Annotated in this window: 10 protein-coding genes; 2 read left to right on the top strand and 8 right to left on the bottom strand. The window is 56.0% G+C overall.

The features are described 5' to 3' along the window. Positions 1 to 158 precede the first annotated feature (158 nt). The 3 genes from queE to QQF33_RS03040 form a co-directional block, all read right to left on the bottom strand. Positions 159 to 830, bottom strand: a complete 672-nt coding sequence (queE, locus tag QQF33_RS03050) for a 7-carboxy-7-deazaguanine synthase QueE (RefSeq protein ID WP_285143737.1) — start codon at positions 828 to 830, stop codon at positions 159 to 161. A gap of 72 nt (positions 831 to 902) precedes the next feature. After that, positions 903 to 1592 carry an N-acetylmannosamine-6-phosphate 2-epimerase gene (locus QQF33_RS03045; RefSeq protein ID WP_285150867.1) on the bottom strand — a complete coding sequence of 230 codons (690 nt, stop codon included), beginning with the start codon at positions 1590 to 1592 and terminating at the stop codon, positions 903 to 905. Continuing rightward, positions 1592 to 3148 (bottom strand): PTS transporter subunit EIIC, encoded by a 1557-nt coding sequence (locus tag QQF33_RS03040; protein ID WP_282492793.1) that lies wholly within the window; start codon positions 3146 to 3148, stop codon positions 1592 to 1594. The genes QQF33_RS03045 and QQF33_RS03040 overlap by 1 nt, the downstream gene beginning before the upstream one ends. 166 nt (positions 3149 to 3314) lie before the next feature. Here QQF33_RS03040 and QQF33_RS03035 point away from each other — a divergent pair, with 166 nt between their 5' ends. Beyond that, positions 3315 to 4139 carry a MurR/RpiR family transcriptional regulator gene (locus tag QQF33_RS03035; protein ID WP_285150868.1) on the top strand — a complete coding sequence of 275 codons (825 nt, stop codon included), beginning with the start codon at positions 3315 to 3317 and terminating at the stop codon, positions 4137 to 4139. A 59-nt stretch (positions 4140 to 4198) separates the two neighbouring features. Here QQF33_RS03035 and eno read toward each other — a convergent pair whose 3' ends face one another. The 5 genes from eno to rlmD form a co-directional block, all read right to left on the bottom strand. Further along, entirely contained in the window at positions 4199 to 5494 is a 1296-nt protein-coding gene (gene eno, locus QQF33_RS03030) for a phosphopyruvate hydratase (protein WP_282492791.1), read from the bottom strand. Between the two features lie 82 nt (positions 5495 to 5576). Then, positions 5577 to 7214 carry a glutamine hydrolyzing CTP synthase gene (gene pyrG / locus QQF33_RS03025; protein WP_282492790.1) on the bottom strand — a complete coding sequence of 546 codons (1638 nt, stop codon included), beginning with the start codon at positions 7212 to 7214 and terminating at the stop codon, positions 5577 to 5579. Positions 7215 to 7438: 224 nt separating this feature from the next. Continuing rightward, positions 7439 to 8230, bottom strand: coding sequence for a nucleoside triphosphate pyrophosphohydrolase (gene mazG / locus QQF33_RS03020; protein ID WP_282492789.1), 792 nt, complete (start codon positions 8228 to 8230; stop codon positions 7439 to 7441). Between the two features lie 68 nt (positions 8231 to 8298). Then, positions 8299 to 10530 (bottom strand): GTP diphosphokinase, encoded by a 2232-nt coding sequence (gene relA, locus QQF33_RS03015; RefSeq protein ID WP_282492788.1) that lies wholly within the window; start codon positions 10528 to 10530, stop codon positions 8299 to 8301. A gap of 57 nt (positions 10531 to 10587) precedes the next feature. Continuing rightward, complete coding sequence (gene rlmD / locus QQF33_RS03010; protein ID WP_285150869.1) at positions 10588 to 11886, bottom strand: 23S rRNA (uracil(1939)-C(5))-methyltransferase RlmD; 1299 nt, start codon at positions 11884 to 11886, stop codon at positions 10588 to 10590. A gap of 57 nt (positions 11887 to 11943) precedes the next feature. On the opposite strand from rlmD, the gene barA reads away from it, so the two are divergent. Further along, the gene (gene barA, locus QQF33_RS03005) at positions 11944 to 14706 is read left to right on the top strand and encodes a two-component sensor histidine kinase BarA (RefSeq protein ID WP_285157346.1); all 2763 of its coding nucleotides are present in this window, start codon (positions 11944 to 11946) and stop codon (positions 14704 to 14706) included. Positions 14707 to 14838 lie beyond the last annotated feature (132 nt).

The raw sequence follows: 14838 nt of genomic DNA, 5'->3' as shown, positions 1-14838 counted from the left end.
AGAAAACTGCTCCAGCTGGCTTATGGCGTGGTGAAATCCGGACGAGAATTTAATGCTGAAATACCGCTTGCCGGATAACCGACAAGACGGTATCTCTCCCACGGGGAGAGGGAGAAAACACTAAAAACAGCAACTTGCGTTGCTGTTTTGCTTTTACCTCAGGCTATATTCAAATACTTGTGCGTCTGCATCGACAAACGCCAGTTGCGGGCGATACAGGTTTCGATGCACAGACGCGTGGCGTCGTCTTTCTGGCTGATCGGCTGCAGGGCAATAATGCGCTGCTTTTCATCCGTCAGCGTCGCCAGCAGTTCGTCGAGTGCTTCAATATCACGTACGCGTCCAACCGGGTGTTTGATCTCATCGGCGCGTTCAAGCGCCTGCGACAGCACGTCATACCCACCACGCATATTCACTTTTGGCGACACGGTCACCCATGTCGAGTGGGAGCAGCGCACTTCGTGGGTGCCGCTGGTTTCGATCTGGCAGCTGTAGCCATTCTTTTCCAGCAGATCCGTCAGCGGGGTGAGATCGTGGATGCAGGGTTCGCCACCGGTGATCACGATGTGGCGGGCAGTCCAGCCCTGACGACCAATGATCGCCAGCAGGTCTTCCGCGCTGCCGGCGCCCCATTTATCGCTCTCTTTGGTTTTGGCCAGAATACTAAACAGCGACACTTCCCGATCTGCGAGTTTATCCCACGTATGTTTGGTATCACACCAGGCACAGCCGACCGGGCATCCCTGTAAACGAATAAAAATAGCAGGAACGCCGGTGAAGTAACCCTCGCCTTGCAGGGTCTGGAACATCTCGTTAATCGGGTACTGCATAGTCATCTCAGTAAAGGGGATAAACGTTAAGTATCGCAGATCCCCGCCTAAGTATCATGCCCGATCGGTGCTTTACGCCTCAATCGCCGCCACAAAGCGGGCGGTAATCTGCTGTGGACGCGTGATCGCCCCGCCGACCACCACCGTATGCGCGCCCAATTCCAGGCAACGCGCGGCCAGTTCGGGTGTCTCGACGTTGCCTTCAGCGACGACCGGAATCGTCACCGCCGCCAGCACCTCGCGTAAGAATCCACAGTCATTTTCACGCAACAGACGGCCTGTCGTATTCGCCGTATAGCCGTGAAGCGTGGTGCCGACGCAGTCAAATCCGAGATCCTGCGCGGTTTTAGCCTCGGCGACGGTCGCGATATCCGCCATCAACAGCAGAGAGGGATAGCGCGCGCGAATCTTCTCGATCAGCGCGGCCAGCGTTTCGCCGCCTGGACGCGGACGGTCGGTGGCGTCGAGAGCGATAATTTCCGGCGTCACCGTCATCAGCTCGTCGATCTCTTTCATCGTCGCAGTGATAAACACCTCGCTGTCCGTATAATCACGCTTGATGATGCCAATCACCGGCAAAGAGACGGTCTCTTTGATGGCGGCGATATCCACCACGCTGTTGGCACGAATGGCGACCGCCCCGCCCTGCGCGGCTGCCAGCGCCATGCGCGACATGATGAATGAACTGTGCAGCGGTTCGTTTTCCAGCGCCTGACAGGAGACGATCAATTTGCCTTTCAAAACATCCAGTACCGTTTTCATTACGCTAAACTCTCTTCGACTTCATTTTTGATGATGGTGACGTGCGGGCCATAAATGACCTGTACCCCGTTCCCTCGGACGATGACGCCGCGTGCGCCGGTCGCTTTCAGTGCCGCTTCGTCAACCTTGCTGCCGTCTTTTACGGTCACGCGCAGTCGTGTAGCGCAGCAGTCCACCTCTTCCAGATTTTCCCTGCCGCCTAACCCCGCAATCACCGCCGCCGCACGTTCGCTCTGTGGCAGCGTGCTTTCAATAACCGCTTCTTTCTCGCGGCCCGGCGTCGCAAAACCAAAGCGGTTAATCAGATAGCGGAAGGTGAAGTAGTAGAGGAAGAACCACGGCACGCCGACCAGCGGGACGTACATCCAGTGGGTTTTGGCTTCGCCCTGCAGGACGCCAAACAGAATGAAATCGATGAAACCGCCCGAGAAGGTCTGCCCGATGGTGATGTGCAGAATGTGGGCGATCATGAACGCCAGCCCGTCGAAGAAGGCGTGGATAACGTATAACACCGGGGCGATAAACAGGAACGAGAACTCAATTGGCTCAGTGATCCCGGTCAGGAAAGAGGTCAGCGCCGCCGAGAGCAGCAGCCCCGCCACGCGTTTTTTATTTTCCGGTTTTGCCGTGTGGTACATCGCCAGACACGCGCCCAGCAGGCCGAACATCATGGTGATAAAGCGCCCGGACATGAAGCGCGAAGTCCCGATGTAAAACTGCTGAGTATTCGGGTCCGCAAGCTGCGCGAAGAAGATGCGCTGCGTCCCTTCCACCAGCTGGCCATTGACGATTTCACTTCCGCCCAGCGCCGTGGTCCAGAACGGCAGATAGAAGATGTGATGCAGGCCGAACGGGCCAAGCATACGCAGGATAAAACCGTACAAGAAGGTGCCGAGATAGCCGGTCGCATCCACCAGACCGCCGAGGCCAAATATCATTTTCTGGAAGTGCGGCCAGACAACCGTCATCAGCGCACCGACCACAATCGCCGCCAGCGAGCTGATAATCGGCACAAAGCGCGAGCCGCCGAAGAAGCCGAGGAACTGCGGCAGGGCGATTTTGTTGAAGCGATGGTGCAGCGCGCAGGTCACCAGACCAATTACCACGCCGCCAAAGACGCCGGTTTCCAGCGTCTGAATCCCCAGCGTCATTCCCTGCCCGACTGCGCCAGGATTTTCATGCGCCAGCGTGCCGGTAAGGATCAGCAGCGCATTGATGGTGGCATTCATTACCAGAAAAGCGAGCAGCGCCGCCAGCCCGGCGGTGCCTTTGTCAGTTTTCGCCAGCCCGACGGCTACGCCCACGGCAAACAGCACCGAGAGGTTGGCAAAGACAATCGAACCCGCGCTGCTCATGATGGTGAAAATCGCCTGTAACCAGCCGACATCCAGGAACGGATAGGCCGTCAGCGTGTTGGGGTTGGACAACGCCCCGCCAATCCCGAGCAGCAGGCCCGCGGCGGGCAGGACGGCTATCGGCAGCATGAACGATTTGCCGAACCGCTGCGCCTTTTCAAACCACGCCCCCGAGGAGGCCCCACTGAACATTTGCATCATATTTTCAATTCCCCTGTGTATTGATGAAAATTTTTACCATACAAATTAATTAAAATGAAAATTATCACCAAAGATCGTGGGATTGATCATACTTTTTTAAAATGACTGGCATCTCTCCCCTGCTTTCCGCCACACTAGCCGCAGAGAAACGCATTAAGGATCTTGCATGTCAGAAAATGAAAACCTGCTGCTGAGGCTGCGCCAGAGCGTCTCCGGGTACAGCCCCATTCAGCAAAAACTGGGCGAGTTCGTGTTAAACGATCCTGCAAAAGTGCTCTATCTGACGATCACCGAGCTGGCGCGCGAAAGTGACACCAGTGAGGCGAGCGTGACGCGCTTATGCCGCGCGCTGGGGTGTAAGGGATTTACGGAATTCAAAATGGCGCTGGCGCTGGATGTGCAGCGGATCCAGGCGCCTGCCCGTAAGGGCGATGAGATTGACGAAGTGGTGGAGGAGTCGGTGCAGGCGCTGCGGGATACTTCGCAGCTGCTCGACAGAGAGATGCTGTTAGCCGCAGCGCAGGCGCTGCATCAGTCGCGTTCGGTCTATATCTACGGTGTCGCAGCCAGCGCCATTATTGGCGACTATCTGCACTACAAACTGCTGCGTCTGGGGAAGCCGGCGCAGCTGTTCAGCGATATGCATAGGGCATCAATGAACGCGACGACCCTGAACCCGGACGATTTGATTGTGGCGATTTCGAGCTCCGGCTCGACGCGCGATCTGCTCCACGTGGTGAAGCTTGCCCGTAAACGCGGCGCGAAGGTGCTGGCGCTGAGTAACACGCCGCGCAGCCCGCTGGCGTCGATCAGTGACATGTTGCTGGTGGCAGCAAAGCCGGAAGGACCGCTGAGCGCGGGGGCGTTGAACGCCAAAGTGGGCGTGATGCTGCTGGTGGAGTTGCTGGCGACGTCGCTTATCACGCTCGACGATCGCTACGGCGATATCAGCCAGCAAACGGCGAGTGCAACGCTCCCTCTGCTGCTGTAAATCAGCCATAAAAAAACCCGCCGAAGCGGGTTTTTTCTTAAGAGTGAAAGCTCAGTAGATTACTGACCTTTGATCTCTTTACGACCGTTGTACGGCGCTTTTTCACCCAGTGCTTCTTCGATACGAATCAGCTGGTTGTATTTAGCGACGCGATCAGAACGGCTCATAGAACCGGTTTTGATCTGGCCTGCAGCGGTACCAACAGCCAGGTCAGCGATGGTAGCGTCTTCAGTTTCGCCTGAACGGTGAGAGATAACGGCAGTGTAGCCAGCGTCTTTCGCCATTTTGATCGCAGCCAGAGTTTCGGTCAGAGAACCGATCTGGTTGAATTTGATCAGGATGGAGTTAACGATGCCTTTGTCGATACCTTCTTTCAGGATCTTGGTGTTGGTTACGAACAGATCGTCACCAACCAGCTGGATTTTGTCGCCCAGTACTTTAGTCTGGTATGCGAAACCATCCCAGTCAGATTCGTCCAGACCGTCTTCGATAGAGACGATTGGGTACTGTTTGGTCAGGTCTTCCAGGAAGTGAGTGAACTCTTCGGAAGAGAAGGCTTTGTTGCCTTCGCCAGCCAGAACGTATTTACCGTCTTTGTAGAATTCAGATGCTGCACAGTCCATCGCCAGGGTGATGTCGGTGCCCAGCTCGTAGCCCGCTGCTTTTACTGCTTCAGCGATAACAGCCAGAGCTTCTGCGTTAGAACCCAGGTTAGGCGCGTAGCCACCTTCGTCACCAACAGCAGTGTTCATACCTTTAGCTTTCAGAACTTTAGCCAGGTTGTGGAACACTTCAGAACCCATACGAACCGCTTCTTTCAGGGATTTCGCGCCAACTGGCTGAATCATGAATTCCTGAATATCAACGTTGTTGTCCGCGTGCTCACCACCGTTGATGATGTTCATCATCGGAACCGGCATGGAGTATTTGCCTGGGGTGCCGTTCAGTTCAGCGATGTGCTCATACAGCGGCTGACCTTTAGAAGCAGCAGCGGCTTTGGCGTTAGCCAGAGACACAGCCAGGATTGCGTTCGCACCGAAGTTAGATTTGTTTTCAGTACCGTCCAGGTCGATCATGATTTTATCGATGCCAGCCTGATCTTTGGCGTCTTTGCCAAGGATTGCCTGAGCGATAGGACCGTTTACAGCGCCAACAGCTTTCAGTACGCCTTTACCCAGGAAACGGGATTTGTCGCCATCGCGCAGTTCCAGCGCTTCGCGGGAACCAGTAGAAGCACCTGACGGAGCAGCTGCCATACCGACGAAACCACCTTCCAGGTGAACTTCGGCTTCAACGGTCGGGTTACCACGGGAGTCGATGATTTCACGACCGATGACTTTAACGATTTTGGACATTAGATTTTCCTCAGTACAAGTTAAACTAAAACTCCAGACAAACAACGCGTACCTGAGGTACGCGTTGCCGTTCTAACTTTTTTTACTTCGCCTGACGCTTCTGATATTCGCTGGCGGCTTTCACAAAGCCTGCAAACAGCGGATGTCCGTCACGCGGCGTTGAAGTAAATTCCGGGTGGAATTGACAGGCAACGAACCACGGATGGTTTGGCACCTCAATGATCTCGACTAACTGATCATCCCCGGAGCGGCCCGCGATACGCAGACCCGCAGCTTCGATTTGTTTCAACAGCATGTTGTTGACTTCGTAGCGGTGACGATGGCGTTCAGTGATGGTTGGCGCGCCATACATCTTGCGAACCAGACTATCATCCGACACCTGGCAAGCCTGAGCGCCAAGACGCATCGTGCCACCCAGATCGCTCTTCTCAGTACGGACTTCGACGTTGCCGTCTTCATCGCGCCATTCGGTGATAAGCGCCACAACAGGGTACTTACAGTCTGGCACAAATTCCGTAGAGTTCGCGTTTTCCATCCCGACTACGTTACGAGCGAACTCGATCAACGCAACCTGCATACCCAGGCAAATGCCGAGGTAAGGAATATTGTTCTCACGCGCATAGCGTGCGGTAGCGATCTTGCCTTCCACACCGCGGTAGCCGAAGCCGCCAGGGATCAGAATAGCATCCAGATCTTTCAGAATTTCGACACCGCGAGTTTCCACATCCTGCGAATCAATCAGCTTGATGTTTACGGATACGCGATTCTTCAGACCACCGTGTTTCAGCGCTTCGATAACTGACTTATAGGCGTCCGGCAGTTCAATGTACTTGCCGACCATACCGATAGTCACTTCGCCTGCCGGATTGGCTTCTTCGTAGATAACCTGTTCCCATTCTGACAGATTAGCTTCCGGACAGTTCAAGCTGAATCGTTTACAAATATAATCGTCCAGACCCTGTGATTTCAACAGGCCCGGGATTTTATAAATGGAATCGACGTCTTTCAGAGAAATCACAGCCTTTTCAGCAACGTTACAGAACAATGCAATTTTCGCGCGCTCGTTGGCCGGAACGGCACGATCGGAGCGGCAAATCAGGATATCCGGCTGGATACCGATGGAGAGCAGTTCTTTCACGGAGTGCTGAGTCGGTTTGGTTTTCACTTCACCGGCAGCGGCCATGTATGGCACCAGCGTCAGGTGCATGAACAGCGCGTGTTCACGACCAATATCAACCGCTAACTGACGAATCGCTTCCAGGAATGGCAGGGATTCGATATCACCGACCGTACCGCCAATTTCAACCAGCACAACGTCGTGGCCTTCGCCACCTGCGATGATGCGCTCTTTGATAGCGTTGGTGATGTGCGGGATAACCTGAACGGTTGCGCCTAAGTAGTCGCCACGGCGTTCTTTACGCAGAACGTCGGAGTAGATACGACCCGTGGTGAAGTTGTTGCGGCGACTCATTTTAGTACGGATGAAGCGCTCGTAGTGACCTAAGTCCAAATCGGTTTCAGCGCCGTCTTCGGTAACGAACACTTCGCCGTGCTGGATTGGGCTCATGGTGCCTGGATCGACGTTGATGTACGGATCCAGTTTCATCATAGTCACATTGAGGCCACGGGCTTCAAGAATGGCCGCGAGAGAGGCTGCGGCAATGCCTTTACCCAGAGAGGATACAACCCCGCCGGTCACAAAAATATAGTTCGTTGTCATGCTGAACCTGAGAAGTTAGGTTGGAACGATGGAATAACCAAGACGGGAAAGTAGTATACCCGAACACGGCGAGCGCCACAAACTTTCATTCTCCGTCTCCTGTCTCAGGCTTTGACAAACATAGGGAGTGAGAAAATAGCCCGTTTTGGGTAAATGTTTTTGACGCAAATCAAGCGCTTGTCATTTAAAAAATCACACAAATTGCGCTTGATCGCAAAAATCCGTTAGAGATCATGTTCCTGGCGTTTTACTTCCTGCCACACTTCTTCCATCAGATCGAGGTCAACGCCAGTCATTTCCAGGCCTCGCGCGGCGACAATCCGCTCAACTTCGCGGAAACGACGTTCGAATTTGAGGTTGGCTTTTTGCAGCGCGGTTTCGGCTTTTACACCCAAATGACGTGAAAGGTTGACCGTAGCAAACAGCAGATCGCCCATCTCCTCTTCCAGCCGGGCTTCATCAATCACCGCCTGTTTGGCTTCATCCATCACCTCGTCGATCTCTTCGTAGACTTTGTCCAGCACCGGGCCAAGTGAGGTCCAGTCAAAGCCCACGGCGGAGCAGCGCTTCTGGATTTTATGTGCGCGCATCAGGGACGGCAGGCTCAGTGGAATATCGTCCAGCGCCGAGTGCAGGGATTTTTCAGCGCGTTCAGCGCTCTTGATCTGCTCCCAGCGGACCAGCACCTCTTCACTGTTCCCGGCGGTCGCGTCAGCAAAAATATGCGGATGGCGGCGCTCGAGTTTATCGCTGATGGCGGCACAAATATCATTGAAATCAAAGCGCCCTTCTTCCTGTGCCATCTGCGCGTAGAACACCACCTGGAACAGCAGATCGCCCAGTTCGCCGCGCAGATCGTCAAAATCTTCGCGTGAGATGGCGTCCAGCACTTCGTAGGTCTCTTCAAGGGTATAAGGCGCGATGGTGGCGAAGGTCTGCTCTTTGTCCCACGGACAGCCGTTTTCCGGGTCACGCAGGCGTTTCATGATGCCGAGCAGGCGGTCGAGTTGAGTCATTTTTACATCCAGAATAGAGGAATTTGCCGGGTGGCGGCGAAGCCTTACCCGGCCTACAAAGAGTGAATTTACCCGCCGTGCAGACGACGCGCGTCGATCACATCCGGCACCTGGTTCAGCTTACCGAGCACGCGGCCCAGCACCTGCAGGTTATAGATTTCGATGGTCATATCGATGGTGGCAAGCTGCTCGCGGGTATCGCTGCGACTCGCCACGCCCAGAACGTTGACCTTCTCGTTGGCGAGGATAGTGGTGATATCACGCAGCAAACCGCTGCGATCGTTGGCGGTGACGCGCACCACCAGCGAATAGCCTGCGGAGTAGCTCTCGCCCCACACCGCATCCACAATGCGCTCTGGCGCGTGGGATTGCAGCTCGGCCAGCTGTTCGCAGTCGGAGCGGTGAATGGAGATCCCGCGCCCCTGGGTGATAAAGCCGACGATGTCATCGCCTGGGATCGGCTGACAGCAGCGGGCGATGTGGTGCATCAGATTGCCGACGCCTTCGACCACCACGCGGCCATTGTCTTTGCTGCGATGCTGCGGCGTATAAGTTTTCTGCTGCAGCTGCTTCAGCGCCGCCGCATCTTGCTCCGCCGCGCTCGGTTTGTTGAACTGCGACTGCAGGAAATTCACCATCTGGTTGAGGCGAATATCGCCCCCGCCAATGGCCGCCAGCAGCTCGTCCAGTTCGTTGAAGTTGTAGCGCGGCAGCAGGTGTTTTTCCGCCTCTTTGATGCTGATGCCTAAATGCTCAAGCTCATCGTCAAGGATCTGGCGGCCCGCGAGGATATTCTTGTCGCGGTCCTGTTTACGGAACCACGCGTGAATTTTCGAGCGCCCACGGCTGGTGGTGACATAGCCCAGGTTCGGGTTCAGCCAGTCGCGGCTTGGGTTCGGCTGTTTCTGGGTGATGATTTCAATCTGATCGCCCATCTGCAGCTGATAGGTAAAGGGCACGATGCGCCCGCCGATCTTCGCCCCAATGCAGCGATGCCCCACATCGCTGTGGATGTGGTAGGCAAAGTCGAGCGGCGTTGAACCGGCTGGCAGATCCACCACGTCGCCTTTTGGCGTAAAGACATAGACTCGGTCGTCAAAGACCTGGCTGCGCACTTCGTCGAGCATTTCGCCGGAGTCAGCCATCTCTTCCTGCCACGCAATCAGTTTACGCAGCCACGCAATGCGGTCCTCGTGGCCGGTGCGTGTTCCGCTCGATGGGCCTTCTTTGTATTTCCAGTGCGCGGCGACGCCCAGTTCGGCGTCTTCGTGCATCTGTTTGGTACGAATTTGAATCTCAACCGTTTTCCCACCCGGGCCGAGCACCACGGTGTGGATCGACTGATAGCCGTTCGGTTTCGGGTTCGCGACGTAGTCGTCGAACTCATCCGGCAGATGACGGAAGTGAGTATGCACTATCCCCAGCGCGGCGTAGCAGTCCTGCAGGCGGTCGGCGACGATACGCACCGCGCGAACGTCAAACAGCTCGTCAAAGGCGAGATGTTTTTTCTGCATTTTGCGCCAGATGCTGTAGATGTGCTTCGGACGACCATAGACTTCCGCCCGCACGTTCTCTTCTTTCATCGACTGGCGCAAACCACCCACGAACTCGTCGATGTAGTGCTCACGATCGATACGACGCTCGTGCAGCAGTTTGGCAATACGTTTGTATTCCGCCGGGTGCAGGTAGCGGAAGCAGTAATCTTCCAGCTCCCATTTCAACTGGCCGATCCCTAAGCGGTTCGCGAGGGGCGCGTAGATGTTGGTACACTCTTTCGCCGCCAGTACGCGTTCATCTTCTGGCGCATCTTTCACTTCGCGCAGGTGGGCGATACGCTCGGCGAGCTTGATGACCACGCAGCGGAAATCATCCACCATCGCGAGCAGCATGCGGCGAACGTTATCGACCTGTTCGGAGGAGACGGAATCCGTCTGAGCGGCTTTCAGCTGGCGAATGGCAGCCATATCGCGCACGCCGTGGATCAGCGCGACGACCGGTTTGCCGACGCTGTCACGCAGCACGTCTTCGCTCACCACTTCGGCATCTGCCAGCGGGAAGAGCAGCGCGGCCTGCAGCGTTTCGAGATCCATATTGAGCATGGAGAGAATTTCGACCATCTCGATACCGCGCCATAACAGCAGTTCGGCATCGGGATGTCCCGTTGTCGTTCGCAGACAATAGGCCCAGGTTTCGGTTAAGCGTTCACACGACTGCTGGCTGGAAATCCCCAGACTTGCGATCCATTTTTGTGGGTCAAACTCACCAGCTTTATTGAGATGTGCACTTCTTACCGCAACCATCGTCCTCTCCTTTAGGGACCAGGGCCTGTCGAATTCGACAAGCCGAAACGAAATTCATCAGTTTTGCTCGAACAACACCATTGATTCCAGATGCCCAGTGTGCGGGAACATGTCCAGCATTGCCAGACGCTGAATCTGGTAACCCGCGCTCAATAATGCCTCACTGTCGCGGGCGAGCGTGGCCGGATTACAGGAAACATAGACCACGCGTTTTGGCGCGAGTTTAATTATATGCTGCATTACGCCAGGCGCACCCGCGCGTGCAGGATCGAGCAGAATTTTATCGAAACCGTGCTTCGCCCACGGCTGCAAAGTGACATCCTCTTCCAGATTTTCATGAAAAAATGTCACATTGTGCAACGCATTGCGCTCGGCGTTTTCCTGCCCTTTTGCCACCAGCGCCTCGACGCCTTCCACGCCGACTACGCTGGCCGCCCGTTTTGCCAGTGGCAGCGTGAAATTGCCCATTCCGCAAAACAGATCGAGCACCCGGTCGCCTGGCTGAACGTCCAGCCACTCAATGGCCGTGGTGACCATCTGCTGATTGACGCCGTCATTGACCTGGATGAAGTCGCGCGGGCTGAACGTTAAGCGTAGCCCGTCCGACAGATACCAGGGAGTTTCACCCGTAACCTGTTCAAGTATCTCGCTTTGGGGCGCAAGAAAAAACGCCAGCTCGTGAGAATGCGAAAAGCGTTCCAGTTTTTCGCGGTCTTTGGCAGAAAGTGGCGCGGTGTGACGCAGGACCATCAGCGGACCGTTGTCGGCCAGCACCAGTTCGACGTGGCCGAGCGAGCGCACGCCCTGCAATTCAGAGAGACATTCACGCAGGGGCGGGAGCAGTGCTTCAAGACGGGGCACCAAAACGGGGCACTGCTTCACATCGACGATGTCACTTGCGGCTGCCTTGCGAAAACCCATCTCCAGCTTTTGTGTTTTCGGCTGGTAGTTCAGGCTCAGACGGGCGCGACGACGATATCCCCACGGCTCGCCGGAGAGTATCGCATTCACATCATGCTTAATCAGACGTGCCAGCGCGGTGCTTTTGCTGCGCTGTTGCAGGGCAACATTCGCATGCTGCTGCTGGCAGCCGCCGCACACGCCAAAATGCGGGCAGCGAGGCGCGGTGCGTTCCGCGCTATCATTAAGACGACGCTTCACCTTGCCGCGCGCATACTTGCTCTTGTCTTCCGTCAGGGTGACTTCGGCGCGCTCGGTGGGTAATAATCCGGGGATAAACACGGTCTTGCCTTGATGACGCGCAACGCCCTGGCCGAACGGGTCAAGGTCTGTCACATCAACAGTTATGATCTGACGCGTCGTCACGCGTCGCTTTGCAGAGTAGAATTGCGCCATCGCCGAGATTTTTCTCAAATAAACATAATGACCCTAATTGTCCCATAACGGAACTCCATGACCAACTACAGCCTGCGCGCGCGCATGATGATTTTGATTCTCGCCCCGACCGTTCTGATCGGTTTGCTGCTGAGCATCTTCTTTGTTGTGCACCGTTACAACGACTTGCAGCGTCAACTGGAAGATGCGGGAGCCAGCATCATCGAGCCGCTGGCCGTCTCCAGCGAATACGGGATGAACCTGCAAAACCGTGATTCGCTCGGCCAGCTAATCAGCGTGCTGCATCGCCGCCACTCGGAGATCGTGCGGGCGATTTCGGTCTATGACGACAACAACCGCCTGTTTGTGACCTCGAATTTTCATCTCGATCCCAGCGAACTCAAAATCCCGGACGGGTCGCCCTTCCCGCGCCACCTGAGCGTACTGCGGCGTGGCGACATCATGATCCTGCGCACGCCGATTATTTCGGAGGGCTATTCACCGGATGAATCGGCCGTGTCCGACGCTAAGGCCAGCAATAATGTACTGGGATATGTGGCGCTGGAGCTGGATCTCAAGTCGGTGCGCCTGCAGCAGTACAAAGAGATCTTTATTTCCAGCGTGATGATGCTGTTCTGTATCGGTATTGCGCTGATTTTCGGCTGGCGACTAATGCGCGATGTGACCAGTCCGATCCGCAACATGGTGAATACCGTTGACCGCATCCGCCGCGGGCAGCTCGATAGCCGCGTCGAAGGCTTTATGCTCGGCGAGCTGGATATGCTCAAAAACGGCATCAACTCGATGGCAATGTCGCTGGCGGCCTACCACGAAGAGATGCAGCACAACGTCGATCAGGCGACCTCCGATCTGCGCGAAACGCTTGAGCAGATGGAGATTCAGAACGTCGAACTGGATCTGGCGAAGAAACGCGCCCAGGAAGCGGCGCGCATTAAATCAGAGTTCCTGGCGAATATGTCTCACGAGCTGCGCACGCCGCTCAACGGCGTGATTGGCTTTACGCGTCTGACGCTCAAATCAGAACTCAACCCGACCCAGCGCGATCACCTGCACACCATCGAACGTTCCGCGAATAACCTGCTGGCGATCATCAACGACGTGCTGGACTTCTCCAAGCTGGAAGCAGGCAAGCTGATTCTGGAAAGCATTCCGTTCCCGCTGCGCAGCACGCTCGATGAAGTGGTCACACTGCTGGCCCACTCGTCCCACGACAAGGGGCTTGAGCTGACGCTGAATATCAAAAATGATGTGCCGGATAACGTCATCGGCGATCCGCTGCGTCTGCAACAGGTGATTACCAATCTGGTCGGGAATGCCATCAAGTTTACCGAGAGTGGCAACATTGACGTGCTGGTGGAGCGACGGGCGATCAGCAATAACAAAGTGCAGATTGAGGTGCAGATCCGCGACACGGGTATCGGCATCCCAGAGCGCGATCAGTCCCGGCTGTTCCAGGCATTCCGTCAGGCGGACGCCAGTATTTCCCGGCGTCACGGCGGGACCGGCCTGGGGCTGGTGATCACTCAGAAACTGGTGAAAGAGATGGGCGGGGATATCTCCTTCCACAGCCAGCCAAACCGCGGCTCGACCTTCTGGTTCCATATTAATCTCGATCTCAACCCGAACGTGGTGACCGACGGCCCGATGACCGATTGCCTGCGCGGTAAGCGTCTGGCGTACGTCGAGCCGAATGCGGCGGCGGCCCAAAGTACGCTGGATGTGCTCAGCACCACGCCGCTGGATGTGATCTACAGCCCGACCTTCTCGGCGCTGGCGGTCGATCATTACGACATTTTGCTGATGGGCATTCCAGTGACGTTCACCGGCGAGCTGACTATGCAGCAGGAGCGGCTGGCAAAGGCCGCGTCGATGACCGATTACCTGCTCTTAGCCCTGCCGTGCCACGCTCAGCTTAATGCTGAAGAGCTGAAAAACGACGGTGCGGCCGCCTGCCTGTTAAAACCGCTCACCGCCACGCGCCTGCTGCCTGCCCTGACGGAATATTGCCGCATCAATCATCACGCGATCCCCGTCACCAGCGAGGATCACAAGCTGCCCATGAGCGTCATGGCGGTGGATGACAATCCCGCCAACCTGAAGCTGATCGGCGTCCTGCTGGAAGATCAGGTGCATCACGTCGAGCTGTGCACCAGCGGTCCGCAGGCAGTCGAACAGGCCAAACAGATGCAGTTCGATCTGATTTTGATGGATATTCAGATGCCGGGCATGGACGGCATCCGCGCCTGCGAGCTGATTCGCCAGCTACCGCATCAGCAGCAAACCCCGGTGATCGCCGTGACCGCCCACGCCATGGCCGGGCAGAAAGAGAAGCTGCTCAGCGCCGGAATGAACGATTATCTGGCGAAACCGATCGACGAAGAGAAGCTCCACAGTCTGCTGTTGCGTTACAAACCGGGCTTCCCGACCGGCGTGACGTTGGCGGCGTCTGAACCTGCCGAAATCGCGGTGAACCCGAATGCCACGTTCGACTGGCAGCTGGCGTTACGTCAGGCGGCGGGAAAAGCCGATCTGGCGCGGGATATGCTGCAAATGCTGGTCGCGTTCCTGCCGGAAATCCGTAACAAAGTGGAAGAACAGCTGGTGGGTGAAAACCCGGAAGATTTGCTTGAAGCCATCCATAAACTGCACGGGAGCTGTAGCTACAGCGGCGTCCCGCGGCTGAAAAATCTGTGTCATTTGCTGGAGCAGCAGCTGCGCTCTGGGACACCGGAATCGGAGCTTGAGCCGGAATTTCTGGAGCTGCTGGATGAGATGGATAATGTGACGCGGGAAGCGAGGAAGGTGCTGGGGGTTAATTAGTGCGGGCTGGTGCCCTCACCCCGGCCCTTATGTCTTGATCTTCTCCGCTTCTGCGGAGAAGATCCCCGACTGATCATCGGGAGGTTACCGGTGAGCATCACCCGGCCCTGGTGCCACTGAGCCCGTGGGAGA

The sequence above is a fragment of the Lelliottia wanjuensis genome (assembly GCF_030238365.1).
Lineage (GTDB): Bacteria > Pseudomonadota > Gammaproteobacteria > Enterobacterales > Enterobacteriaceae > Enterobacter > Enterobacter wanjuensis.
Note: the sequence above shows the minus strand (reverse complement) of the source record. Positions and strands in the feature narration are given on the sequence as shown.